The organism is Vibrio sp. 811, assembly GCF_033339195.1.
The window spans coordinates 36,500-61,379 of the sequence record NZ_JAWOUB010000003.1 but is presented as its reverse complement, the minus strand read 5'-3'; the positions used below and the strand labels follow the sequence as shown (position 1 = coordinate 61,379).

Genomic DNA, 24,880 nt, shown 5'->3' with positions numbered 1-24,880 from the left:
ATGATGAAATCAGTTTAATAGCAAGAAGCTGAACCAAAGATTAACAAAGTGAATAGTTCGAAAAAGGTGGAGGGAGGATGTTGAGCTGTAATAAAAAGGGCTGACCGAAGCCAACCCTTTTTAACTATTTGAAACTACTTCAAATGCGAACTCGTCTAGTGCTTACTTTAGTTGAGCTTTTACGTGCTCAACAATGTCAGTCATTGCGACTGCTGTTTTCTCACCAGTAGCACGGTTCTTGTATTCGAAGTTGCCTTCTTTCATTGAGCGGTCACCGATAATAATGGTATGCGGTACACCAATAAGCTCCATGTCAGAGAACATTACGCCTGGGCGTTCTTTACGGTCGTCAAATAGCACTTCGATGCCCATTGCCGTTAGCTCAGCGTACAATTTCTCAGCGGCTTCTTTCACTTCTTCTGACTTGTGCATGTTCATTGGAACGATCGCTACCTGGAATGGTGCGATTGCATCTGGCCAGATGATGCCGTATTTGTCGTGGTTTTGTTCAATAGCAGCCGCTACTACGCGAGTGATACCGATACCGTAACAACCCATTTCTAGGATGACGTTCTTACCATTAGGACCCAGTACACCACAGTTCATCGCTGCGGAGTAAGCGTTACCTAGTTGGAAGATATGGCCAACTTCGATACCACGCTTAAGCTGGATAATGCCCTTGCCACATGGGCTTGGGTCACCTTCCACAACGTTACGTAGGTCTTCAACTTGACCAAGCTCTACATCACGACCCCAGTTAATACCGAAGTAGTGTTTGCCATCGATGTTCGCGCCCGCACCGAAGTCGCTCATTACCGCAACGCTGCGGTCAACAATGAACGGCAGTTTAAGGCCAACAGGGCCTAGTGAACCAGGGCCTGCACCGATAAGCTCACGAATTTCTTCTTCAGATGCCATTTCCAATGGAGCTGCAACCTGAGGAAGGTTTTCTGCTTTCACTTCGTTCAGTTCATGATCACCACGAATAATAAGCGCGATGATTGGCGTATCAACTTCGTCAGATGCTTTCACAAACAGTGTTTTCACTGTTTTTTCAATTGGTAGTTCGAACTGCTCAACCAATTCAGCGATTGTTTTCGCGTTTGGCGTATCAACCAACGTCATTTCTTGTGTTGGTGCCGCAGCCTCAGAGGCTGGAGCTAGTGCTTCTGCTTTTTCAATGTTTGCCGCGTAATCTGACTCGCTAGAAAATGCGATGATATCTTCGCCGCTTTCAGCCAGTACGTGGAACTCTTGAGAGCCGCTACCACCGATAGCACCGCTATCTGCAAGTACAGGACGGTAATCCAGACCCATGCGATCGAATGCTTTACAGTAAGCATCGTGCATTGCGTCGTATGACTTTTGTAGTCCGTCTTTATCAATGTCAAAGCTGTACGCATCCATCATTGAGAATTCACGTGAACGCATTACGCCAAAACGTGGGCGTCGTTCGTCACGAAATTTAGTTTGGATTTGGTACAGGTTTAGCGGAAGCTGTTTGTAAGAGCTCACTTCATTGCGAACAAGGCTAGTGATCACTTCTTCAGCGGTTGGGCTAAGTACAAACGGACGAACATGACGGTCAGTAAAGCGAAGTAGCTCAGGGCCCATCTTTTCGCTGCGGCCTGTCTCTTCCCATAGTTCAAACGGCTGAACAACGGGCATCAAAGTTTCGACTGCGCCTGCATTGTCGATTTCTTGACGAACGATGTTTTCGACTTTACGCAGTACACGTAGACCAGTAGGTAGCCAGGTGTATAAACCTGAAGCCAGCTTACGGATCATACCTGCACGTAGCATGAGCTGGTGGCTCACTACTTCTGCGTCGTTTGGAGTCTCCTTCAGAGTAGAAAGAAGATAATTACTGGTACGCATTAAATTTATCCGTTTATTTAAGTTAGATACTCAAGCTTGAATAAGCAGGAGTATGGGAGTTCCCTAAAGGGAAATTTGTTAGCCGTCTATAATATCAGCCAATTGCGTTTGTCAAAAGCTTTCAATAGCGGTAACCGTTATTAAGTTGCTTGTTGCTGTGAACTTTACGTTCAAGTCGAACAAATTTACCGCATATTCTTTGTCGTCCGGCTTGTTTTTCTTATATGCAGGGCGAGGATCTTGTGCCAGAACTTGTTCAATGACTGATCTTACATAGTCAGTATGGGATCGATTTTTTATCGTTGCTAATGCTTGAGCAGAAAAGGTGACTTGTGACTTTTCTGGCTCTTGGTCTGCGTATCCGCCTTGTGCTTCCGAAATAGAATCCGAATAGGGGATGTAAGGCTTAATATCCACAATCGGTGTCCCATCCACGAGATCTACACTGCCTAAATTAAGATAGATTTGATCGCCTTGCTTAGTGACTCCTTTCACTTCAACGGCTGACATTCCGATTCCGTTTGGACGGAAAGTCGAGCGCGAGGCAAAGACACCAATTCGTTCATTGCCGCCTAATCGTGGCGGACGTACAGTTGGTTTCCAACCAGCTTCCAGATTCTGATCAAATAGAAACAACAACCAAACGTGAGAGAACTGTTCTAGCCCACGCACTGCTTCAGGGCTATTTGCTGCACCTAACAGTTTTACGCGTGCTTTAGCCTCTGGTACTAAGCGTGGTTGGCGCGGAACTGCAAACTTTTCTTTGTACGGTGTCTCAATGACGCCGATGGGTTCGATGGAATACATGGTGGACATCTTTAAGAATTCATTGAGATGAAAAGTATCACAAATTTCTCTTGCTTTTCTTGTTGATAATGATTATTAATCAAAATGTTATAACATAACAATTTAATTAAAAGGAAAAGTATTATGAAACCAGGAATCCACCCTGAATATCGTCCTGTGGTGTTCCACGACACCAGTGTAGATAAGTACTTTGTCGTTGGTTCTACGTTGAAAACGGAGAGAACCATCGAATGGAAAGATGGCAAAACTTACCCTTACTTTACGTTAGATGTGTCGTCAGCTTCTCACCCGTACTACACCGGTAAACAGCGCGTTGTACAAACCGAAGGTCGCATTGCGAACTTCAACCGTCGTTTTGGTCAATTTAAGAGCGAAAAGGAATAAATCATGAAGGTAGTAAAATCATTAAAAAGTGCAAAAAGTCGTCATCCGGATTGTCAGATTGTAAAACGGAGAGGGCGTCTTTATGTCATTTGTAAAACGAACCCGAGATTCAAAGCTGTGCAAAAGTAATCAACCTGCATATATCTAACTTATGGTTTTGTTTAATTGATAATGTTGAGTTAATTATCTTACATGGATGAAATATCTACATTTTTATTCAATGTTGGTTATAAATGCCTCTGTTCGTCACAGTTTGTAACATTTAGGGCTTTTATTTGACCTTCTACTCAAGTACCCTTCGCACGCTTTTTGACATTTTTGTCACATTTGCATAGGAATAAAAACAAGGAGGGAACAGATGAGTTCATCTGATTCAATTAAACAAAACTCGCCTAAGAAGCCGCTGTTTACGCGCTTTTTGGATACTGTCGAATATTTGGGGAACTTATTACCCCACCCGATCACACTATTTGCCATTTTCTGTTTAGCCATTCTGGTGATGTCGGGTATTGCAGGATACTTCGAAGTTTCCGTAGTTGACCCTCGTCCTGAGGGTGCAAAAGGTCGTGCCGCGGATGGCATGATTCATGTCGTTAGCTTGCTTAACGCTGATGGCCTTGAACTAATCGTTACCAATCTAGTGAAAAACTTTGTCGGCTTTGCACCTTTGGGTACGGTATTGGTTGCGATGTTGGGTGTTGCTATTGCTGAATACTCAGGCTTGCTATCTGCAGCAATGCGTGGCTTAGTCATGGGTGCATCACAACGCATGGTAACAGTGACGGTCGTTTTCGCGGGTATCATTTCAAATACGGCATCAGAGCTTGGCTATGTGGTACTTATTCCACTGGCTGCAATGCTGTTCCATTCTTTAGGTCGTCACCCACTTGCCGGTCTTGCTGCGGCGTTCGCTGGTGTATCTGGTGGTTACTCAGCAAACCTACTTATTGGTACGGTTGACCCGCTGTTGTCAGGCATTACTGAAACGGCGGCGCAAATGATTGACCCAACTTACACTGTTGGTCCAGAAGTTAACTGGTACTTCATGTTTGTGTCGACATTCTTCATTGCAATCACAGGTGCGTTTGTTACTGAAAAAATTGTTGAGCCAAAGCTTGGCAAATACAGTGAAGAAGAAGCCTCAGAAGATTTGTCGAACGACAAAATGGGTGGCTTAACAGACATTGAGAAGAAAGGCCTAAAACTAGCAGGTGTTGCTGTACTGGTTGTTTCAGCGCTGCTTGCTTGGACGGTTGTTCCAGAAGACGGCATTCTACGTTCTGATGCAGGTACAATTGCAGGTTCACCATTCCTGAAAAGTATCGTGGCATTCATCTTTGTGTTCTTTGCTATTCCAGGCTTTGTGTTTGGTAAAGTTGTTGGCACGATGAAGACGGATCGCGATGTAATTGATGCAATGGCGAAATCTATGTCTTCTATGGGCATGTACATTGTATTAGTTTTCTTTGCGGCTCAGTTCGTTGCTTTCTTTAAATGGACTAACTTCGGTCAGGTATTCGCGGTTGCTGGCGCTAGCTTCCTGCAAGAAATTGGCTTAACTGGCCCAATGTTGTTCTTTGCCTTCATCCTGATGTGTGGCTTTATCAACCTAATGATTGGTTCGGCATCGGCACAGTGGGCAGTAACGGCTCCGATTTTTGTTCCTATGTTGATGCTTGTTGGTTATGCACCGGAAACGATTCAGGCTGCTTACCGAATTGGTGACTCGACGACAAACATCATTACTCCAATGATGAGCTACTTTGGTTTGATTCTTGCCGTAGCGACTCGTTACATGAAGAACTTAGGTATCGGTACGCTGATCGCGACCATGCTACCTTACTCAATCTGCTTCATTGTAGGTTGGAGTGTGCTGTTCTACCTATGGGTATTCGTATTTGGTTTACCAGTAGGCCCTGGCGCAGCAACATACTACACACCGTAGAAAACGGTTACCTCACACAGCTCCATTATAAAAAGCCTGCGAACGTCGCAGGCTTTTTTATCGATTGAGACTGTGTACGCAGGCTTACCTGATTATAGATGTCGGTTTATAGCTGAAAACGCATCAACAAAGGGCGATAAAAGTGCTGAGTGAGCCAGCATAAGCTTTTCCAAATTATGCGTTTGTACCAAGGTAAGTGCGCAATATAAACATAGCTAAATTCAATTTCTGGCCGGGCTTTTCTGTTGCGTTTAAAAGCCGGAGCGCCTGAGCTCATATTAAAGCGACGCTGGTATATCATTGCATGGCGGATGGTGTAGGCCGATATTCGACGATACAATGCGAGGCGTTGTGGCTTATTGGTATCGTAGCCAAAAATTGGGCAAGTCATATCATTATCAATTTCTACAATGCCTAACGTAGCCAGCATCTCTTCTTGATAAAACAGTCCCACTAACTTTACTAATTTGTTCTGGCTCGCCTGTTTTAAATATTGGGTTGAAAACTGGATGTTATTGAGGCTGTATTTATCAAGGTAAAGCATGTCATATAACTCTTTGGCACGCTGAAACTCTTCATCAGTGGTCAGTGGCCTAAACTGCCAATCTTTATCATTAAGCAGTTTGAAGTCTTTCGTTAAATCTCGGTTGAAGCTGAACGCTTGCCAATCATCAAGTAAATACACTTGTCGTGTTACCAAGCTTTGCCATTGCTGCTGCTCTAATCGCTGAATAAAGCGTGATTGTCGACGTTGGTTAATGGAGCGAAGTACCAAGGGAAAGGTGGGGTATTGATCGAGTGCGACGCGACGCAGTTCATCGAGATTTAAGGCTGCCCATTGTTCGCTATACATATTGGTGGACAAGCACTGATTGTTGAGAGTTTGGACTTGATCCAATCCAGCCAATGATAAGATTGGTTTAGTCATATTAATAAGTAACTTACATACCCATCGAACAGCCACATTTTTGACTTTGTGAAGCTCTTCTTCGGCGTAGCCACTAAGCAGTGTCATAGGGGAGACTGCATAACAGTTGTTTGGTATTTTTGGTGTTACGGAGTAAGGAATGGCAACATCATCGATATAGTAGCAACCAAAGCTTGCTGTGCATTCATCAATAGGATTTGACTGCATAAGAGTGATAAAGGTTTGATGCCATTCTTGAGAGGAAAGTGTCATGAGTTCAATGCCTCTCCATTCCACTCAATATCAACGGTAGAAGCGTCGCTCCACTTCGTCTTGTTCTGCCTAGCTAACCGGAGTAATTCAAACATACTCCGGATTTGGCTCCCGACCGGTAAGTTATGCTGTTGCATCACATTCACTCCAGACCACCAATCTTGCCAAGTTCGAGCCTTAAATAGGGATAATCCACCTTCCGCGATGAGTGTTATTGGACCTAAATGATGCAATCGCTGCTCGGAAGGACTGGTAAACTCCATATTAGGAAGCAGTTGGTTGCATCGAGACGAGAGTAGGTGCAAACCACTGGTGGCTCTTGGGTTACATTCAATCACGTAGAGTTGATCTTGTGATTTGATGAAGTCAAACGACACTTGCCCATGATAAGTATGACGTTTACCAAAAGCTGCGATAAATCTATCTAGTCGTTCGCACGAGATCGGCTGAAAAGCACTGGCGGCCGAGCCGTTTACACAGTATTTCGGCACATAAGCTTGGTGTGCTTTAAGGTCACCATGTTCAAAAATGGCATAGTTACACACCGGAGTCCCATGGATTTTTTGTTGCTGAACCCAAGGGAAAAGGGGCGATATCGTGGCGGCAGAAATAGACTGAGTCGTCACATCTCTTATGATTTGCCCGCCAAACCGAGAGTAAACGGGCTTTAGAACGGTTCTCTTATTAATTTCAATCTCACTTTTATCAGCGACCAAACGAGTTCTTGGAAGTGTGATTTCTGGCAAACCTTGAAGCTGTTCAAAGACGGTCAACTTGTTGTGCAGGGCATTGAGTAGTCCCACATTGGGCAGAAAAAAATCTACTTCTGGGCATTGTTTGGCAACATGAGCCAAGTAATAAACTTCTTCACAAGTGGGTATCACTATATCAATACGCATCTGAGTAATGATTTTTAGGATCTGCTGTTGATAGGTGGGAAACGCAAATCGAGGCGAAGCGGTGGGGATATAAGACTCGATACCTCGCAAAAACGATCCTAGAGTTTTTTTTAGCGAATCGGTGAGAATTACGTCATGTCCATGATGCATACACATGGTTGCCCACTCTAGTGCAACTGGTGCTCGGGCTCCGGTGATTAAGACCCGCATATGTTCACCACACGTCGTTGTTTATTCATTGGTGTCCAAATAGGCGCAGGGCGGTAACTAAATCTGACAGGATCAAGCCGCAATTGGTCAAACAACTTTATCAAGGCTTGATGTATAACCCGATGGTGGTGAACATCCGCTTCAATTTGAATGGCTTGTGACCCTGTTTGGGTGATTCGGTAATCCACGCGACTTTGGGCGGATAGTGTTATAGCGCGGTAGATGAGATCTGGTAACACCGTCACTGGGACGTGGTTTGCGTTTAGCGTGAGGCGATCACCACATCGTCCGGCAATCGCGCCAAGAGGTTCAAATACGCCATTATCCTGTTTATTCTCAATAATATCGTCGAGCTGATAACGAATAATGGGCTGAGTTTTACGACGAAAATCGGTGATAATTGGGCTGTAATGAGTACGTTCGGTATTCAGCCAATGTTTTTCGATGTAAACAACATCTTGATTCCAGCGCATTTGTCCATGCTGATCAGTACATGCAAGAAAACCTTCGGTACATTGATAGACTTCATGGAGTTCGCTGTCGAACCGTTGAGAAATAAAGTGACGGTCACTCTCAGTTAGGACTTCTGCACCAGAAATGATCCGCTGTGGTTGAATTTCGGGTTGACCAAATTGACCGCTGAACTGGGCACAGAGCTGAAGAGCTTGCGCACTACCAACTAAAAGCGTGGGTTGGAACTCATCTAGCTCTTTTATCCATTCTTGGTAAGGTTTAGTTAAATCCGCATAAAAGAATGTGACAGGGCCTTTCGCGACGGATTTATACAGTGGGCTGTTGGCGCGCAAGGCTAGCGCAATTCGGTGCTTTTGCCATAGGTTGGGCAACAGGCGAGCCAATATATTGCCAGCCCACAGTTGCGTTTCCTGTTTGTCAGCAAGAAACAACCCGCGCATGCCTGATGTGCCCGAAGAAAGCCCAACAGTAACATCGCCAACTTTCGAAGCGGGGAAGTTGCGTGACTGTTCTGCTTCGAGTGCTTGTTGCATTAGCTGTTCAGCATCTAAGCCTTTCGTATTCAACTCCGAGAGGTTCTCCATCATGGTTTGCTTATTCATGATAGGGAAATCACTGAGTGGTGCACCTTGAAGTGAGCGGTAATACGGTGAATGACGGCATACCCAATCCAAGTGTTGCGTTAAGTGTTGTTGCTGCCATGTTTCGACTTGTTCCCTTGAGCCGAAGGGGCGGTAGCGGGTTCGCCAGAATTCTGAGATAAGCGTTCTCACTTCATCCATCCTTCTTTGATTAGCTGCTGGATAGTTTCCTGACAATGTGAAGGCACGAAGCGAACAAAGTGGTGGGTTTGTTGGTAGCAACTTCTCAACTCGGAGAGGGTGTTTTTATATGCTTTTGTATCATCGCAAAGCATGTTCGCCAGCCAATGTTGATCGATATTTTCACTCAAGCTCTCGATTAACCAGCACGCATCGGCGAGTAAGAACAGCCAACTTTGGTCTCTTTTAATTAGCAAGCCCACTTGACCCGCAGCATGGCCTGGCAAGCTAACCATATAAATAAATCCATCGTCGAACATGTCTTTACAGAGCAAATTAACACCTTGGCACTGAGGAAGAATTTGGCTGATTGGTACAGAAAAATCCCTATGAATTAATAAGTTAGGTTCAAGCTGTGGAGGAAGTAGAGCTTTTAGGTATCCTTTTCTTACGCCTCCAATTCGACCACTTTTAATAATTGCATCTACCCCTTTTTGTTGGCAATGCAATTGAGAGTGGGAAAACTCAGACACGGCAGCAATGTGATCAGCATGGAAGTGGGAGAGCACTAAGTGTTCAATATCATGAGGTTTGAGACTTTCTTTTGCTAACTGCGCAACAATTCCGTGTTCTTTTTTATAGCGACAAGGTGTTGTCCAAGCATAAAAACGTTCAGGGAAGGGACGAGTCGCGCTAAAAAAATGCTCGTGATATCCCGTGTCGAACAGGATGTTGCCTTGCGTTGGGTGCTGAATTAACGCAACGGCTGCCGGAAATGCTCTAGGCTTGATACCAGAACCTGGTTTGACAACAAAGCCTGGGTGTACGCAGTGTCCAGCCTCAAAGATTTTTATTTTTAGACCAGTTTGCATACTGCTGTATTCCTTCTTGAATTGAAAAAAGCGGTTGGTAATTCAGTGTTTGTTTCGCCTTGCTGATATCCAGAGTTTGATGATAGTTAAACAATCCTGCGCTGTATGAGGTGAGCCTTGGTTCTGGCTGATGTGGTAAGTGCCTTCGTATTTGCTCACTGAGCTTTAATAATGGTGATACCACACCGTATGGTAATGATTGTAACGTTACTTTTAGGTTTAACCCCTCACATAAAGCTTGCAGAACAGTCTCAATTGGCATTGGTTCGTTGTTGGAAATGTTGAACACATCACCATGCTGAAGTTGGTCTGCCTGAGTGCAAGCGAGCATCGCTGCATGGGCAACATTGTCGACATAGGTCAGATCAACCACAGGATTTCTACCCGATGGCAGAAGCAGAGTGTTGTTTTTTATCGCCTTAAGCACTCTTGGGATAATCGCGCGATCATTGGGTCCAAAAATGCCACGCGGTCTTAAAATGATCGCTTTACTTCGACCTTTTACGGCTTCAATTTCTGATAGATATTTTGTGTGTGCGTAATCATTACACCAGTATGAAGCTATGGCGTCGGTTTCTCGAATATTCCAACGGTCTTGATGGTCAAAGTAGACGCTGGTGGACGAAATATGGATAAAACGCGAGATTTGATGCGTATTAGCCGCATTGACGAGGTTTTTGGTGGCATCTACATTGGCTTGATAAAACGCCTGCCACTTTCCCCATGGGCTTGAGAAAGCGGCACAATGGATGATTGCATCCATACCTTGGCATACCGCATGAACTGCTGAGTGGTCTCTTAAATCGACTATATGGGGGATAACATCGAATTGCTCGGCGAGTTGTTTAGCGATGACTGTATTTCGTGCTGTAAAGTGCAGTTCATGCTGCTGGTGAAACATTCTCAGAATTGCACTACCCAACATCCCGCTGCCACCAGTGACCAATATCTTCATAGTTTTAGCACTCCCATCCCTAGTGACAACCCTGCGGCGGTGCCAGCTAATAACACATGTTTTCCTGCGGCTTCCGGCTGATTACGCAGCCAGTGTAAGTTAATTGGGAGTGAGGCGGCGACTTGGTTTCCCAAAGTCGAAAAGTGATTAACGGTTTTATCTGTTGGTAGCCCGGTGAGTGAAGGCAGTTTTTTTAATCCATGCGCGCTGGCTTGATGAGGAAGAAAATAATCAATATCGCCGAGTGTTACCGGAGAGGCGTCAAACCCTTTTTTTAGAAACGCTGGTAAGGCTTTACGCACATGTTTAAAGAGTGCTTTGCCCTCCATCTCAAACTGGCAACTTTTTAAATAGGCTTGATGCTCGGAGGTATGCGGATTGATATGACTACCTCCGCCCTTAATTTGACAAAATGAATACCCGGTATGATGCGTTTCAAAGTGACTGGTGAGCAATCCATCATCGTCGTGTTCTTCGAGCAAAAATGCGGCGGCACCGTCCGCGAATAAGGTTGCAACTTCTGGTTTGAGCGTAAAATTTCGATTCAGTGTGATGCCAGTGGCGAGTTCGCTGGTGACAATAAGAATCCGACGGTACCGTTTTGCTAAGAATAGACTCTGAGCAAGATCAAGCGCAGAGAGAAAGGATAAACAGGTGCTGTTCAAATCAAAGCTTTCTAGCCATGTTGGAGCGTCTAACGCGGCGAGAACCGCTGAGGCGTCGTAGGGTAGAGACTGGTGGTGTGTGCCGCTAGCGTAGATAAGAAGATCAACGGAGCTTAAGGTATGTGTGTTTCCTAAACACTGCTCTATTGCCTGCATTGCCATGTAAATAGCGGTCTCTTTTGTATTGGCTACATGACGATATTCAACGTCGAATTTATTTCGGCAGGTCCCTGGCGCTAATTTTAGGAAGCGATCCATCTCTCGATCAGACCATTGATTCGTTGGCAGGTAGCTTCCACTGGAAACGATGTTAAAGCCCATTATTCTCTATACACTTATTAAAAAAGTCGTTCAAAATAAACCACGTTGCATATTGAAGCTATGGCGAGCGAGATGAAAAACAAACAGAACAAAACAAATGGGAGTAAGAGCACGCTTTGGGTGCAATGCTGAGAATGAATTTTCAGGAATGAGCCAGGCTTTTATTTGCTGGCTCAATTTGAATAGAGTGAGGGTTACTTCTTAAATTTCGCCAAAATACGATCCAAATGGTTTGCAAATTCGCGTCGATCGGTTTGAGAAAGCGCGGCGGGCCCTCCAGTCTGAATTCCGCTTGAACGCATGGTTTCCATAAAGTCGCGGATATTTAGGCGAGCTTTGATGGTGTCTTTTGTATAGAGCTCGCCACGAGAACTGAGGGCTTGAGCGCCTTTAGAGATAACCTCATCTGCAAGCGGAATATCTGACGTGATCACCAAATCGTTGGCTTCTACACGCTTGACGATTTCGTTGTCTGCGATGTCAAATCCCGCAGGGACTTGTAGCGAGTGGATGTTGTCTCTTTTCGGCACAGGGACAATGTGGTTAGCGACAAACGTACATTCAATCCCCGTACGCTCGGCGGCACGCACAATGGTTTCGCGAATAACTTTCGGACACGCGTCTGCATCTACCCATAACTTCATGATGATTTCTCACTGAGTTTCGCTTCTAACTCTTCAATACGAATGGCTAGCATTTTTACGGTGCGTTCTAGGGCTTCAAGACGATCATTATCGGTGTGGTGCTGCGCTGCGATTTCAACCTTGGGTACGCGTTGAGCACTCTTCCAACTTTTTATTGCGGTGATTAACGCTGGCATTGGAACTGGCGTTTTCAATCGTGCTTTCACTAACGCTACGGTTGGCTCTTTTCCTTGTTGTTGCAACTGTTCCATTGCCGCTTCTAATTCTTTAGTAACGTCTTGAGTTAACATTTTTAATCCTTAACAACGATATATCTATCATCATACGTTGAGTGCGCTGATTTGGCGAATGGCATTTTGGAGAGTGTAGTGTGAGAGATCTCTTACATAGGTTGTGAGAGAAAACGATTTCGTAAGCGGAAAAAGAGAAGATAAAGAGCTTAAGTTTATGATAAGTAATGATTTAACAACTTGTTAACCAATGTGAGGGCCAAATATTTATCTTGGATAGATTGTCTATTTTTGGAAAAGGCGTAAATTGAGAGTTGTCAGCAGGAAGCAGACATGGAACAGGAAAGCACCAAGGATTTGGTTATCGTCAGGAAGACGATTTGGTTGGTCAGGATGATTAATCAAGCATGGAGCGTAGGACATTGTAAGGATACGATCATCAATAGGATGTTGATGACTAAGGATAGACAATGGACCCCTCTAGGATTGAGGTTATGGACAGCATCAGGAAGATGCAAGGGACACCGCTCAAGGAACAAGTGACGTGTGCTAACGAGGAATGTTAGCAGTCAGGATGATAAGGACACCGCTAGGACGGCGACGTAAGGAATAAGCTGACGGAATCAGCCACTATTATGGATGATGCATGGAGCACTTTTAGTAGCCGGACTGCTGCGAGTAAGACCATGACCCCGATACTTATGTGTCGGGGTCTTTCTTATATAAAAACGATATCCAGTGTTTTCATTGAATTAAGCATCTCGATGTTATTTGGGGATATCAATATCACAAAATATATAAATTCCTAATAACACTTAATAAAAAACAACTCAGATCAATATCCTTTCCAACCAGTTGGTTTAACTTTCGGCTTCTCTACAAGGTGTTATGCCCGCAATCATTGAGCATGTTCAGCTCATCGAGTTTGTGATCTGCGGATAGATTAAGTTTGTTGTAATCAAGGAACAGATGTGGCCATAGTAACCAGAAGAATGCTTCTTCTACCCTACAATGAGTCGTTGCAACTAGAATTCGTCATGCTGAATTGCTGTGCGAAAAACCGTGCTGAATTGAATGGTCCGTATACAGTTGCGTCTGCCAAACAGATGTTTGAGAAAATACTGGATGATGAGAACATTTATAGTATGGCAGTGCTAGAGAGCACCAGTCGTGACTATATGGGGCACGTGTTCATTGCTAATCTCGATTCCGAACCTGAATTAGGGTTTATTTTTGATAAATCATATTGGGGTAAAGGGTTAGCAACAGAAGCACTAAAAGCATTTTTCCCTAAAGCGTGCCGTGAGTTGGGCTTGAATAAGGTGAAAGCTAACGTGAATAGCAATCATCAGGCTTCTATGGCGGTACTGAAAAAGCTGGGATTTGTTAAAACAAAAGAAAGTAAGGATGTATATGGTCCTTACTTTGAAATGGAATTTACAAGCGATGCGGTGGTAGGTGAAAGTTCTGCGGCCTGAAACCGACCATGGTTAACTCTCCTTGGTAGCAATCGTCACCAAGAGATGAAAACTCAAATTGATACACCGTATGCCAACGCCAGACTCCGTCTGGCGTTTTTAGTTTATGGGCACCAAAGGCGATGCTGATTAATTGGAGATCCAATTGCTCACATTTACGCGTGATGGCCGCTTTTGCGAGTTCGGCTTGGCGACGCTGTTGCCAAAACAGGTAACAGAAAAAGCAGAGCCCTAAAATTGCTAAAAGATCACCAATCATTCCTGAACCTTTCTTAGCTTTTTGTTGCTTGTTGTAAGCTTACTAGCGCATTTGCTAGTTCCTCTGATGGGTTTGAATGCAGCAAAGGCAATAACACCATTCTTAACTCTGGCAGCATCACTAAATCGGCAAATAACTGATTAAATAGGGCTTGATTACCGGTTTGAGCTAAACGCAGCAAAAACTGTTCTGCTACCTTTTCATTGGCGAGTAAGTGCCAAGCGCGACCCGCAACACCAATCAAAACCTCCTGATGGCTTAAACGAGGGCTATGCAATATCGCATCTAATACTGGAGAGGCGACTTCTGTTGGTGCACCAGCAAGGGCTCGGATAAGTGCTGAAAGTAGGAAGAGATCAGGTTCGCTACTTGCGATTTCTTGCTGTGCCTTTTCCGCGATACGTTCTGCTAAACGCTCTTGAAGCTCTACATGCTCAAGCGCACCTAATAGGGCATAAAGTGGCTCATTTGGTAGGTGGTTCAACGCTTTGCGTATCATTACCCCGTTTTGCTCTTTGTCCAGGCGAGCGGCTATGTCTGTGATACCTTGCAGACCTACAGTTTGCCAATTATCCCAGCCTAAACCTCCAGAAAAGTAATGCTGGGTATGCTCGTAATATTGGCTGGTAGGAAGATTGAGGTTTGCGCGGACCTGGCTATGAAACACGGCCATTTTATCTTCGGAAGGTTTGAAAGTGTATGGGTTGTTAGACAGCTTTTGCTGTTGCTCTTCAGTGATATCATCATTGAGGCGTGTTCCCATAGCCTCCACTACGTATTTAATGAAATTGCCGATATCCGCTTGCTTTAACAAACCGCGCTCGTCCAATTCAAACTTTAGAAACCAAATCCAAGGTTGCTTTTGTTCATTCCAGTACGCGATGGCAAGGTGTGCTTTACGTTGCATTGGAAATGGGTAAGGTGCTTGACCTTTTTCTACATCGGTAAACTCTTTCTTAGCGATGGTTTTGATACGGCGACCAAGATCGAAGATTTGATAATCACAGTGGCTGTTGTTCAACAGTTGAGTGAGGGTTTGAATGTTTTCCATTAAATACGACGTCCTAACGTTCTTTTCACAAGAAATGGTATCATTCTCGGCTAATTCAAGGTTCGAGATAGAATTAATGGTAACAAATACTCAATTGGTCGACTTACTTCACCAACTTGAAGCGCAGCTTAGAGAGCATAACTTATGGCAATATACTATGCCTTCAGAGCAAGCCTTACAAAGTACGGAGCCATTTGCGATTGATACATTGCACCCTCATGAGTGGTTGCAGTGGATCTTTATAGCCAGAATGCACGCACTAGTGAAAAATAACCAACCATTGCCAAGAGGGTTTTCTCTCGAGCCCTATTTTTCAGAAGCGTGGAAGCAGGAACCGCAGTTCGCCGAGCTGCTTGTTACAATCCGAACCATTGACGAACTGTGTAAGTAAACGAATGCTAGAACAAGAAATAGCGCGATCTTCAGAACCAGTTGAGCTGGAGATCGTTTATCAGGATGAATATTTTGTAGCGGTCAACAAGCCTGCCGGCATGTTAGTGCATCGCAGTTGGTTAGATAAACACGAAACTCAATTTGTCATGCAAACTTTGCGCGACCAAATTGGTCAGCATGTGTTCCCATTGCATCGTCTGGATCGTCCAACATCTGGTGTGCTCGTGTTTGCTTTGTCGAGTGAAGTCGCATCACAAGTCATGCCGATGTTTGCTGAACATAAAATGGAAAAGACATACCACGCGATAGTACGCGGTTGGATTGAGGAAGAGGGCGTCTTGGATTACGCACTCAAAGTGGAGTTAGACAAGATTGCTGATAAGTTCGCTTCACAAGAAAAAGAAGCGCAAGAAGCGGTGACGGAATATAAGCCGTTGGCTAAAGTGGAGGTTCCCTATTCGACGGGTAAATTTCCTACAACGCGTTATTGCTTAGTTGAGATGAAACCTAAAACGGGGCGTAAGCACCAACTTCGTCGTCATATGGCACATCTACGCCATCCGATCGTGGGTGATACAACGCACGGGGATGGAAAGCACAACAAGCTGTATCGCACAGAGTTTGATTCTCATCGTTTGCTACTGCATGCTTCAGAGTTACGGTTTGTCCATCCATTTACCGATCAAGAGATTGTCATGACGGCCAATCTTGATGAAACTTGGCAGCAATTGTTTACTCGATTTGAGTGGGATGAACCGATAATCGGCGCAGTTAGATCTAGATAATGATTGAGTACAAATAAAAAGGGTTAGCATCAATGCTAACCCTTTTTAATATTTAAGACTTAACGTTTTACTTTAGTTTTTCAAGATCCGCTTCGATCTCTGCGATCTTGCTCGAAACGACTTTTTCTAAATGACGAAGGTCTGAAAGAATTTTCTCTTTTACATCAACCTCAGGTTGTTTCGTTGGCTTAGTGATTTTATTCAGTTCATCAATGACTAATGTGAGGTTACGGTTGATTTCCGTTACTTCTTTATATTTGTGACTGCCACTGTCCACAAGAACATTTTTGATTTGGCGCGGGTATTTGAATTTAACGCTTTTAGCGAACAGTTCGCCTTTTTGCTTGTGGAAATAGATCTTGAGTACGTCTTTGTGTGCTTCTTGGCGTAGGGAATAACGTTCAATCTGCTTAGGGTCGTGAATACCCAAACCAGTGAGGTGGGGATACATAGGCTACCTCTATTACATCGAATTGATATTGATATAACTGTAGCAGCCTATGTATGAGCTAGATAGCTGATATTTAGCCAAAATGCTTAACTTGTGGGCAAGATCGCTCTCGCCCTGAACCGAAAAGATTGGCAGGTTTGATCTAAGCTGCGACCTCATCAGATAACTTTTCGATCAATCTCTCTCTTAGCTCATCCTGTTGTCCTTCACTTAATCTTCCCCCTGCATCACTGGTTAAAATAAACAAGTCTTCTGCTCGCTCACCAATGGTGGTGATTTTTGCACCATGAAGGTTGATATTTAAATCAGCAAACGTACGGCCTACTTTGGCCAACAGCCCTGGTGTGTCTAGCGCGACAAACTCCATTAAAGTGTGTTTTTTACCTTTGGTTGGTAAGAAGTCGACTTTGGTTTTCACGTTAAAGTGCTGAAGTTTGTTCGGAGTACGGCGCGTTTTAATCTTGGTTGGTCGGCCTGCCTCCAGTACATGAGTGAGGTGTTTAATCACCGCGGCGTGACGAGACTCATCGATCGCTTCGCCATGTTGATCGAGTACCATAAAGGTATCAATCACGTGCCCATCTTTGCTGGTCATGATTTGCGCGTCGTGTACATTAAAATTACGCCTATCTAACTCCGCCACGACTGTCGCAAATAAAGCAGGCTGGTCTTTCGTATATACAAACACCTCAGTGCCGCCACGAGTGGCTTTTTTACTGATTAATACCAAAGGCTTAGTCGGATCTTCCATGCGAAGTAAGTGTTCGCAGTGCCACGCGATTTGCGTATGGGTATGACGAAGGAAGTAGTCAGCTTTGAAGCGTTGCCACAATACTTCAATTTCGCGCGCGGCAAACCCCTCTTTGCGCAGCATTGCGGAGGCCATTTGTTGATTGTGGCGAATTCTCTCACGCACATCGACAGGATTCTCTAGGCCTCTGCGTAAAGCACGTTGCGTGGAGTAATACAGCTCCGCAAGTAAAGTTCGTTTCCACGCATTCCAAAGTTCTGGGTTGGTTGCACAAATATCTGCAACTGTCAGGCATACAAGATAATCGAGAGATTCTTCGTCTCTGACTTTTTTGGCAAATTCGGTAATGACATCGGGATCATAAATGTCTCGGCGCTGTGCGGTGACAGACATTAATAGATGATGTCTTACCAACCAAGCGACAAGTTTCGCTTCGGGCTTCGATAAACCATGCTCAATGCAGAAGTCGTACGCTTCTCCTTCACCGATAATTGAGTGATCGCCGCCACGACCTTTCCCGATATCGTGGAAAATAGCGGCAATAATCAGCAGCTCTTTCTTTTGCATCCGTGGGTAGACGTCACAGCAAATAGGGTGCTTCGCATGATTTTCTGGGTCACTAAAAGTGTTGATGTGTTTAAGTAAGCGAATACTGTGTTCATCAACTGTGTAGGCATGGAATAAGTCAAACTGCATTTGACCAACAATCTGACTCCATTGCGGTAAATAGGCCGCCATAACCCCTAATCGGTGCATTAGGCTGAATGCTTTGTGCAGAGCATTAGGGTGACGACATAACGCCATGAACTTTTCACGCGCAGCAGGAATGGTGTGCAAAAACTTGTTGAGCCGACGGCGAGCGGTGCGAAGTTGACGCAGCGTTGGTGGGCTCACCCCTTCAATAGTTGAGTCGTTAGCAATATGTAAGAACATATCCAGAATAGTTTCTGGGCGAGCTTGGAACAATGCGGGTTTCCGCGCTTCAATTAAAGAACCGCGACGTTGAAAGTCCGTATCGAGAATCTCGGCACTTTCTGTCGCCCCACCATTAATGATCGCTTGGTCAAAGAGTTTGAGTAGCATTTTATTGAGCTCTGCCACACGACGAAGCGTGCGGTAGAACTCTTTCATCATCATTTCTACGCCTCGATTGCCTTCTCCGACGTAGCCTAGATTTTCCGCAACTTGTGCTTGATGGGCAAAGGTCAAGCGGTTGTCATAGCGGCGAAGCTCCATGTGCAGAGCGAAACGTACTCGCCAAAGGAAGTCCTGACATTCAACCAATTCTCGGTATTCTGCGTCAGTTAAAAATCCGTATCGGCTCATTTCTAACAATGAAGTCGCACCAAAGTGACGTCGAGCGACCCAGCTTAATGTATGAATATCGCGCAGCCCGCCAGGGGTTGATTTAATGTCCGGTTCTAAGTTGTAGGTCGTGTCGTGGTAACGCGCATGGCGTTCGCGCTGCTCTTGAATTTTAGCGCGGTAAAACGTCTCACTTGGCCAGAAGGAGTCTGATAACACGACTTTCTTCAGTGCCTGAAAGGTGTCCTCGCTTCCACACAGCAGTCGCGCTTCTTGCAGGTTTGTCGCGACCGTTAGATCGGCTTTACCAATTTCAGCACATTCAGTAACGGTGCGAACAGCGTGTCCGACCTCGAGTTTTAAATCCCACAACAGCGTAATGAATTCGCTGATTTTTGCTTCTAACGCGGTTGGCAGTTTATTGTTCGACAGAATCAAAATATCGATATCGGAGAGCGGATGCAGCTCGCCTCGTCCGTAGCCACCAACGGCAACTAGGGAAATGTTGTAAATATCCTTGAAACCAAAATGTTGCCACAAACGATTGAGAAGCAGATCCATATATTCAGCTCTGGCTAAAACCAAGCTTGTTACCGGATGATGATTGAGAAACTCTTGGTTTTGATTAGAGCTAAACTTCTCTAATTCTTGTTTGAGTTCACCGATATTGATTTGTTCATCGGAAAAGGTAAGAGGGGACTGAAGTGTCATATTTGCCATCCGTGCAAGCTAATCTAATAACAATCTAACAAATTTGCGGCAGATAAAAAATATCCCCGCCGAAGCAGGGATATAGTAAACAACGAGTGGTCGTCAGCTTTACGCGTTTTTCATTAGGCGAGGAATCGTATCGTCGCTACGAAGCGTCAGTACTTCACAACCTTCTTTTGTTACTACAATGGTATGTTCCCATTGCGCAGAGTTCTTGCCGTCGCCCGTGTAAACAGTCCAGTCATCTTGTGCATCAACAGAGCAACCAAATTTACCAGCGTTAATCATCGGCTCAATAGTAAAGCACATGCCTTCTTTTAATACGCGGCGGTCTTTGTTCTTGTAATGAACCACTTGTGGTTCTTCATGGAACTCATCGCCGATACCGTGACCACAGAAGTCTTTCACAATAGAAAACTTGTTGCGAGGATTGTTCTTGTTGTTCTCTTTGATGTACTTCTCGATAGCTGTACCGATGTCACCAACCGTTGAACCTGGCTTAACGGTACGCATACCAACATACAGTGCTTCTTGAGCTACCATGCACAGACGTTTGTTTGCAGGCGAAACATCACCGACTAGGAACATCTTAGAAGTGTCACCATGGTAACCCTGGGGACGCACGCTCAGATCGGCATTCTCATCATTTGGAACGATTACGGTAATATCAACGTTTAAGATGTCACCATCTTTTAGTACCGCCGGCTTCATTTGGCCGTTGCTACCGATTTCGTCTTTTTCCGCTGGAATACCGTGGCATACGATATGGTTGATTGAAGTACAGATCGACTTAGGGAAACCATGGTAATCAAGCGGAGCAGAGTATGCGCCTTTTTCTAGAGCGTACTCATGACAGATTTTGTTTAACTCTTCTGTCGTCACACCAACTTTGATGTGTGGTTCGATCATTTCTAGAATCTCTGCGGCTAGCTTGCCCGCAATGCGCATGCGTTCTATTTCTTCAGCAGTTTTAATCTTGATTGACATTGGCTTTCTCTACTTATTCCTAAGCACGTAAACGTGCGAATGGCCGCATTCTATCAGACATCGGGGCGTTAACCCAAGTTAGATAGGAATATGCATCATTCTTAATTCGATCATATGTTTAAAGTTTTGCTTATAAATAAGAGAAAGTGGCACGGTGAAGAAATAATTTTTACTAGCCACAGTGAGCTAAAATATGGTATAAAGCGCGCCGGAATAGAGGACTGTTCTCTTCGCTTAGCAAAGTTAAGCGGCGAAGCAAGCTTCATCCGAATAACCTTTTATCTTTAAATCACACACATTCCGTCACATATTCCGGGGTGCTGAGCAGAAGCTTGGTCGGAGTTATGGGGAATGTGGAGGCCTAACCCCATAGAGGATTTTAAAATGGCAACTGTATCAATGCGCGATATGCTAAAAGCTGGTGTTCACTTCGGTCACCAGACTCGTTACTGGAACCCAAAAATGAAGCCATTCATCTTTGGCGCTCGTAACAAAGTTCATATCATCAACCTAGAAAAAACTGTACCAATGTTCAACGACGCTCTAGCTGAACTAGCTAAAGTTGGCGAGAAGAAAGGTAAGGTTCTATTCGTAGGTACTAAGCGCGCTGCATCTGAAGCTGTTAAAGAAGCTGCAATCGCAAGCAACCAGTTTTACGTAAACAACCGCTGGTTAGGCGGTATGCTTACAAACTACAAAACAGTTCGTCAGTCTATCAAGCGTCTAAAAGAACTAGAGACTCAATCTCAAGACGGTACTTTTGACAAACTAACTAAGAAAGAAGCTCTAATGCGTACTCGCGAAATGGAGAAGCTAGAGAAATCTCTTGGTGGTATCAAAGACATGGGCGGCCTACCAGACGCTCTATTCGTAATCGACGCTGATCACGAACACATTGCAATTAAAGAAGCTAACAACCTAGGTATTCCAGTATACGCTGTGGTAGATACTAACTCTAACCCAGACGGCGTTGACTACGTAATCCCAGGTAACGACGACGCGATCCGCGCTGTACAGCTATACCTGAACGCTGCTGCTTCAGCAGTATCTGAAGGTCGTAACAAAGACGTAGCTGCAGTTGCTGAAAAAGACGGTTTCGTAGAAGCTGAATAATAGCGGCTCTGTGTCACACTTGGTCTATGTGAAACCTTTGTGTAGCATAAACTAAGTTATAGTTAGCAATGGGGGCCGACAATGTTAGGCCCCTGTTTTTTACCTTATTTCGAATCAAACGAGGAAGACAGAATGGCAACTGTAACTGCTGCTCTAGTTAAAGAACTTCGCGAGCGTACTGGCGCTGGCATGATGGAATGTAAGAAAGCGCTTGTAGAAGCAAACGCTGACATCGAACTAGCAATTGAAAACATGCGTAAATCTGGCGCAGCGAAAGCAGCTAAGAAAGCTGGTAACGTTGCAGCTGAAGGCGCAATCATCATCAAAGAAGAAAACGGCGTTGCTGTTCTTCTTGAAGTTAACTGCCAAACTGACTTCGTTGCTAAAGACGGTAACTTCACTGCATTCGCAGAAGAAGTTGCAGCTGCAGCTCTAGCTTCAAAAGCTTCTGTTGAAGAACTACAAGCACAATTCGAAGACGCACGTGTAGCTCTAGTAGCTAAAATCGGTGAAAACATCACTATCCGTCGCGTAGAATACGTTCAAGGCACTGCAATCGCTTCTTACCGTCACGGTGAGAAAATCGGTGTTGTTGTTGCTGGTGAAGGCGACGCAGAAACTCTTAAGCACGTTGCAATGCACGTTGCTGCTTCTAAGCCAGAGTTCGTTAACCCAGAAGACGTACCAGCTGACGTAGTAGAAAAAGAGAAAGCGGTTCAAGTTGAAATCGCAATGAACGAAGGCAAGCCTGCTGAAATCGCTGAGAAGATGGTTGTTGGCCGCATGAAGAAATTCACTGGCGAGATCTCTCTAACAGGTCAAGCTTTCATCATGGAGCCTAAGAAAACTGTAGGCGAAATGCTGAAAGAAAAAGGCGCTTCAGTTTCTACGTTCGTTCGCCTAGAAGTAGGTGAAGGTATCGAGAAGAAAGAAGAAATGAGCTTCGCTGAAGAAGTTGCAGCAGCTCAAAAAGGTTAATCCTTAGAGACTGTATAAAGATTAGACCGTAGCCAAGGCTGCGGTCTTTTTATGAGCAGTGAACGATTAGCCGTGATGAATAGCCATAACTGAAGTTGTGTCTATTCATGACTGTTAATCAACAACTCTCTTTGGAAGGTAAACTCCATGACTACGAACCCTAAACCAGCGTATCAACGTATTCTATTAAAACTGAGTGGTGAAGCTCTTCAAGGTGAAGACGGTTTTGGTATTGATCCTGCGGTCCTTGATCGTATGGCACAAGAAGTTAAAGAACTGGTTGAACTGGGTGTTCAGGTTGGTGTAGTTATCGGTGGCGGTAACTTGTTCCGTGGTGCAGGCCTAGCTGAAGCTGGTATGAACCGCGTAGTTGGTGACCACATGGGTATGCTTGCTACAGTAATGAATGGCCTAGCGATGCGTGATGCTCTTCACCGTGCATACGTAAATGCGCGCGTTATGTCTGCAATCCCTCTAAAAGGCGTATGTGACGACTATAATTGGGCTGATGCGATCCGTGAGCTTCGCCAAGGCCGAGTTGTCATCTTCTCTGCTGGTACTGGTAACCCGTTTTTTACAACGGATTCTGCTGCTTGTTTACGTGGTATCGAAATTGAAGCGGATGTCGTACTAAAAGCGACGAAAGTTGATGGTGTATTTACTGCTGACCCTGTAGCAAACCCAGACGCAGAGCTGTATGATAAGCTATCTTATGCAGAAGTTCTGGATAAAGAGCTGAAAGTTATGGACTTGGCGGCGTTTACGCTAGCTCGTGACCACAAAATGCCAATCCGCGTATTTAATATGAACAAGCCAGGCGCACTACGTCGCGTGGTAATGGGCGAAGCAGAAGGCACGCTCATCAACGAATAAGCTTGGCTTAAGGTGCCACTCCAAAGCGTTAGGGTGGTGCTTGCTTTGCTCAACCGTTTTAGGCTTTCTTCAGGAAAGATGACATTTTTAAGGTGAAACTGTGATTAACGAAATCAAAAAAGACGCGCAAGAGCGCATGGATAAAAGCGTTGAAGCGCTTAAGAACAACCTTTCTAAAATTCGTACCGGTCGTGCACACCCAAGCCTACTATCTGGTATTTCTGTAGAATACTACGGTGCAGCAACACCTCTAAACCAAGTAGCAAACGTTATTGCTGAAGATGCACGTACACTTGCAATCACGGTTTTTGATAAAGAGCTGACGCCGAAAGTAGAAAAAGCGATCATGACGTCTGACCTTGGTCTAAACCCTATGTCAGCTGGCACTATCATCCGCGTTCCACTTCCACCGCTAACGGAAGAGCGTCGTAAAGACCTAGTTAAGATCGTCCGTGGTGAAGCTGAAGGTGGTCGTGTTGCTGTTCGTAACATCCGTCGTGACGCAAACAACGATCTTAAAGCGCTTCTAAAAGATAAAGAAATCTCTGAAGATGAAGACCGCAAAGCACAAGACGAAATTCAAAAGCTAACTGACGTTGCAGTTAAGAAGATCGATGAAGTTCTTGCTGCAAAAGAAAAAGAGTTGATGGAAGTTTAATACTCCCACACACATCACTGTTGGAAAACGCTGTGCTCACAGCTCAGCGTTTTTTTATGTTAGTCTATCCAACTGATGGAACTCAATTAACTCCCTATGCAAAATTCTCAAGCCTTCTCTGATTCCCTTCCTAAGCATATTGCCATCATTATGGACGGTAATGGCCGTTGGGCTAAGTCCAAAGGAAAACCTCGCGTATTTGGTCATAAAAAAGGCGTTAGTGCCGTTCGTAAGACCGTGGCTGCTGCTTCAAAACTAGGCATTAGAGCCATGACGCTGTTTGCTTTTAGTAGTGAAAACTGGCGTCGTCCGGAGGAAGAAGTGGGTCTTTTGATGGAACTGTTTATCACGGTCCTGTCTAGTGAAGTAAAAAAACTACACAAAAATAACTTACGGTTGCGCGTGATCGGTGATACCAGTCGATTTAGTGAGCGTCTACAAAAGAAAATTGTAGAAGCAGAAAACCTAACGGCAGATAACACGGGTATGGTGATCAACATTGCAGCCAACTATGGCGGTAAATGGGACATCACAGAAGCTGCTAAAACGTTAGCGCTAAAAGCACGTAACGGTGAAATTCGTGTAGAGGATATCAATGAGCAGCTAATCACTGAGCATTTGACCATGGCAGACCTACCGGAAGTGGATCTTTTAATTCGCACCAGTGGAGAGTGCCGCATCAGCAACTTTATGTTGTGGCAAATGGCTTATGCAGAAATGTACTTTACACCAGAGTACTGGCCAGAATTCGATGAAGACAGTTTGGTAGAAGCTGTGACTTGGTTTATCAACCGAGAACGTCGTTTTGGCTGTACAGGTGAACAAATAAAGGCATTGATGGCAGCTCAATAAGGACTAGTTA

26 protein-coding genes are annotated in these 24,880 nt (G+C 44.6%); 11 read left to right on the top strand and 15 right to left on the bottom strand.

Annotation, left to right across the window (positions count from 1 at the left end; all coding sequences use genetic code 11):
* Window positions 1-162: 162 nt before the first annotated feature.
* Window positions 163-1,878: a proline--tRNA ligase gene (locus R7Q46_RS07145; protein ID WP_318077414.1), complete on the bottom strand. Its 1,716-nt coding sequence runs from the start codon at window positions 1,876-1,878 to the stop codon at window positions 163-165.
* Window positions 1,879-1,989: 111 nt separating this feature from the next.
* Window positions 1,990-2,685 (bottom strand): tRNA (N6-threonylcarbamoyladenosine(37)-N6)-methyltransferase TrmO, encoded by a 696-nt coding sequence (gene tsaA, locus R7Q46_RS07140; RefSeq protein WP_262647454.1) that lies wholly within the window; start codon window positions 2,683-2,685, stop codon window positions 1,990-1,992.
* Between the two features lie 123 nt (window positions 2,686-2,808).
* Between tsaA and R7Q46_RS07135 the strand changes: the two genes are divergently transcribed.
* From R7Q46_RS07135 to R7Q46_RS07125, 3 genes are all read left to right on the top strand, one after another.
* The gene (locus tag R7Q46_RS07135; protein ID WP_005380295.1) at window positions 2,809-3,069 is read left to right on the top strand and encodes a type B 50S ribosomal protein L31; all 261 of its coding nucleotides are present in this window, start codon (window positions 2,809-2,811) and stop codon (window positions 3,067-3,069) included.
* A 3-nt stretch (window positions 3,070-3,072) separates the two neighbouring features.
* On the top strand, window positions 3,073-3,198 hold the full coding sequence (gene ykgO, locus R7Q46_RS07130; RefSeq protein WP_005380299.1) for a type B 50S ribosomal protein L36: 126 nt from the start codon (window positions 3,073-3,075) through the stop codon (window positions 3,196-3,198).
* Between the two features lie 229 nt (window positions 3,199-3,427).
* A complete protein-coding gene (locus R7Q46_RS07125; protein WP_005380301.1) occupies window positions 3,428-5,014 on the top strand; it encodes an AbgT family transporter in 1,587 nt (528 codons plus the stop codon).
* A 106-nt stretch (window positions 5,015-5,120) separates the two neighbouring features.
* On the opposite strand, the gene R7Q46_RS07120 is transcribed toward R7Q46_RS07125, so the two are convergent.
* From R7Q46_RS07120 to R7Q46_RS07085, 8 genes are all read right to left on the bottom strand, one after another.
* Window positions 5,121-6,194 carry a hypothetical protein gene (locus R7Q46_RS07120; RefSeq protein WP_213871640.1) on the bottom strand — a complete coding sequence of 358 codons (1,074 nt, stop codon included), beginning with the start codon at window positions 6,192-6,194 and terminating at the stop codon, window positions 5,121-5,123.
* Window positions 6,191-7,303, bottom strand: coding sequence for an ATP-grasp domain-containing protein (locus R7Q46_RS07115; RefSeq protein WP_213871639.1), 1,113 nt, complete (start codon window positions 7,301-7,303; stop codon window positions 6,191-6,193). Before R7Q46_RS07115 ends, R7Q46_RS07120 begins: the two co-directional genes overlap by 4 nt.
* Window positions 7,291-8,559 carry a F390 synthetase-related protein gene (locus R7Q46_RS07110; protein ID WP_318077413.1) on the bottom strand — a complete coding sequence of 423 codons (1,269 nt, stop codon included), beginning with the start codon at window positions 8,557-8,559 and terminating at the stop codon, window positions 7,291-7,293. The genes R7Q46_RS07115 and R7Q46_RS07110 overlap by 13 nt, the downstream gene beginning before the upstream one ends.
* Window positions 8,547-9,410 carry an MBL fold metallo-hydrolase gene (locus R7Q46_RS07105; protein WP_213871637.1) on the bottom strand — a complete coding sequence of 288 codons (864 nt, stop codon included), beginning with the start codon at window positions 9,408-9,410 and terminating at the stop codon, window positions 8,547-8,549. Before R7Q46_RS07105 ends, R7Q46_RS07110 begins: the two co-directional genes overlap by 13 nt.
* Window positions 9,379-10,365, bottom strand: coding sequence for an NAD-dependent epimerase/dehydratase family protein (locus R7Q46_RS07100; protein WP_213871636.1), 987 nt, complete (start codon window positions 10,363-10,365; stop codon window positions 9,379-9,381). The genes R7Q46_RS07105 and R7Q46_RS07100 overlap by 32 nt, the downstream gene beginning before the upstream one ends.
* Window positions 10,362-11,351: a ketoacyl-ACP synthase III gene (locus tag R7Q46_RS07095; protein WP_318077412.1), complete on the bottom strand. Its 990-nt coding sequence runs from the start codon at window positions 11,349-11,351 to the stop codon at window positions 10,362-10,364. The genes R7Q46_RS07100 and R7Q46_RS07095 overlap by 4 nt, the downstream gene beginning before the upstream one ends.
* A gap of 194 nt (window positions 11,352-11,545) precedes the next feature.
* Window positions 11,546-11,995 carry a YaiI/YqxD family protein gene (locus R7Q46_RS07090; protein ID WP_213871634.1) on the bottom strand — a complete coding sequence of 150 codons (450 nt, stop codon included), beginning with the start codon at window positions 11,993-11,995 and terminating at the stop codon, window positions 11,546-11,548.
* Window positions 11,992-12,285 carry a hypothetical protein gene (locus tag R7Q46_RS07085; protein ID WP_005391777.1) on the bottom strand — a complete coding sequence of 98 codons (294 nt, stop codon included), beginning with the start codon at window positions 12,283-12,285 and terminating at the stop codon, window positions 11,992-11,994. The genes R7Q46_RS07090 and R7Q46_RS07085 overlap by 4 nt, the downstream gene beginning before the upstream one ends.
* A gap of 932 nt (window positions 12,286-13,217) precedes the next feature.
* On the opposite strand from R7Q46_RS07085, the gene R7Q46_RS07080 reads away from it, so the two are divergent.
* Window positions 13,218-13,703, top strand: a complete 486-nt coding sequence (locus tag R7Q46_RS07080; RefSeq protein WP_025768243.1) for a GNAT family N-acetyltransferase — start codon at window positions 13,218-13,220, stop codon at window positions 13,701-13,703.
* On the opposite strand, the gene R7Q46_RS07075 is transcribed toward R7Q46_RS07080, so the two are convergent.
* On the bottom strand, window positions 13,663-13,962 hold the full coding sequence (locus R7Q46_RS07075; protein ID WP_005380315.1) for a DUF3301 domain-containing protein: 300 nt from the start codon (window positions 13,960-13,962) through the stop codon (window positions 13,663-13,665). The two genes, R7Q46_RS07080 and R7Q46_RS07075, sit on opposite strands and share 41 nt — an antisense overlap.
* 13 nt (window positions 13,963-13,975) lie before the next feature.
* A complete protein-coding gene (locus R7Q46_RS07070; protein ID WP_033905517.1) occupies window positions 13,976-15,013 on the bottom strand; it encodes a DUF3549 family protein in 1,038 nt (345 codons plus the stop codon).
* Between the two features lie 76 nt (window positions 15,014-15,089).
* On the opposite strand from R7Q46_RS07070, the gene R7Q46_RS07065 reads away from it, so the two are divergent.
* Together R7Q46_RS07065 and truC are read left to right on the top strand one after the other, a co-directional pair.
* The gene (locus R7Q46_RS07065) at window positions 15,090-15,404 is read left to right on the top strand and encodes a YqcC family protein (protein ID WP_213871633.1); all 315 of its coding nucleotides are present in this window, start codon (window positions 15,090-15,092) and stop codon (window positions 15,402-15,404) included.
* A gap of 4 nt (window positions 15,405-15,408) precedes the next feature.
* A complete protein-coding gene (gene truC / locus R7Q46_RS07060) occupies window positions 15,409-16,191 on the top strand; it encodes a tRNA pseudouridine(65) synthase TruC (protein WP_017820755.1) in 783 nt (260 codons plus the stop codon).
* Between the two features lie 67 nt (window positions 16,192-16,258).
* Here the strand turns inward: truC and R7Q46_RS07055 are convergent, their stop codons facing one another.
* From R7Q46_RS07055 to map, 3 genes are all read right to left on the bottom strand, one after another.
* A complete protein-coding gene (locus tag R7Q46_RS07055) occupies window positions 16,259-16,642 on the bottom strand; it encodes a DUF3461 family protein (RefSeq protein ID WP_005380322.1) in 384 nt (127 codons plus the stop codon).
* Between the two features lie 142 nt (window positions 16,643-16,784).
* Window positions 16,785-19,409 (bottom strand): bifunctional uridylyltransferase/uridylyl-removing protein GlnD, encoded by a 2,625-nt coding sequence (gene glnD / locus R7Q46_RS07050; protein WP_213871632.1) that lies wholly within the window; start codon window positions 19,407-19,409, stop codon window positions 16,785-16,787.
* Between the two features lie 108 nt (window positions 19,410-19,517).
* Complete coding sequence (map, locus tag R7Q46_RS07045; RefSeq protein ID WP_005380326.1) at window positions 19,518-20,396, bottom strand: type I methionyl aminopeptidase; 879 nt, start codon at window positions 20,394-20,396, stop codon at window positions 19,518-19,520.
* 384 nt (window positions 20,397-20,780) lie between these two features.
* On the opposite strand from map, the gene rpsB reads away from it, so the two are divergent.
* The 5 genes from rpsB (at window position 20,781) to R7Q46_RS07020 (ending at window position 24,870) form a co-directional block, all read left to right on the top strand.
* The gene (gene rpsB / locus R7Q46_RS07040) at window positions 20,781-21,509 is read left to right on the top strand and encodes a 30S ribosomal protein S2 (RefSeq protein ID WP_005380327.1); all 729 of its coding nucleotides are present in this window, start codon (window positions 20,781-20,783) and stop codon (window positions 21,507-21,509) included.
* A gap of 132 nt (window positions 21,510-21,641) precedes the next feature.
* A complete protein-coding gene (gene tsf / locus R7Q46_RS07035) occupies window positions 21,642-22,487 on the top strand; it encodes a translation elongation factor Ts (RefSeq protein ID WP_005380328.1) in 846 nt (281 codons plus the stop codon).
* 147 nt (window positions 22,488-22,634) lie between these two features.
* Window positions 22,635-23,360 carry a UMP kinase gene (gene pyrH / locus R7Q46_RS07030; protein WP_005380329.1) on the top strand — a complete coding sequence of 242 codons (726 nt, stop codon included), beginning with the start codon at window positions 22,635-22,637 and terminating at the stop codon, window positions 23,358-23,360.
* 100 nt (window positions 23,361-23,460) lie between these two features.
* A complete protein-coding gene (gene frr, locus R7Q46_RS07025; RefSeq protein WP_005380330.1) occupies window positions 23,461-24,018 on the top strand; it encodes a ribosome recycling factor in 558 nt (185 codons plus the stop codon).
* A 96-nt stretch (window positions 24,019-24,114) separates the two neighbouring features.
* The gene (locus R7Q46_RS07020; RefSeq protein ID WP_005380331.1) at window positions 24,115-24,870 is read left to right on the top strand and encodes an isoprenyl transferase; all 756 of its coding nucleotides are present in this window, start codon (window positions 24,115-24,117) and stop codon (window positions 24,868-24,870) included.
* Window positions 24,871-24,880: the final 10 nt, after the last annotated feature.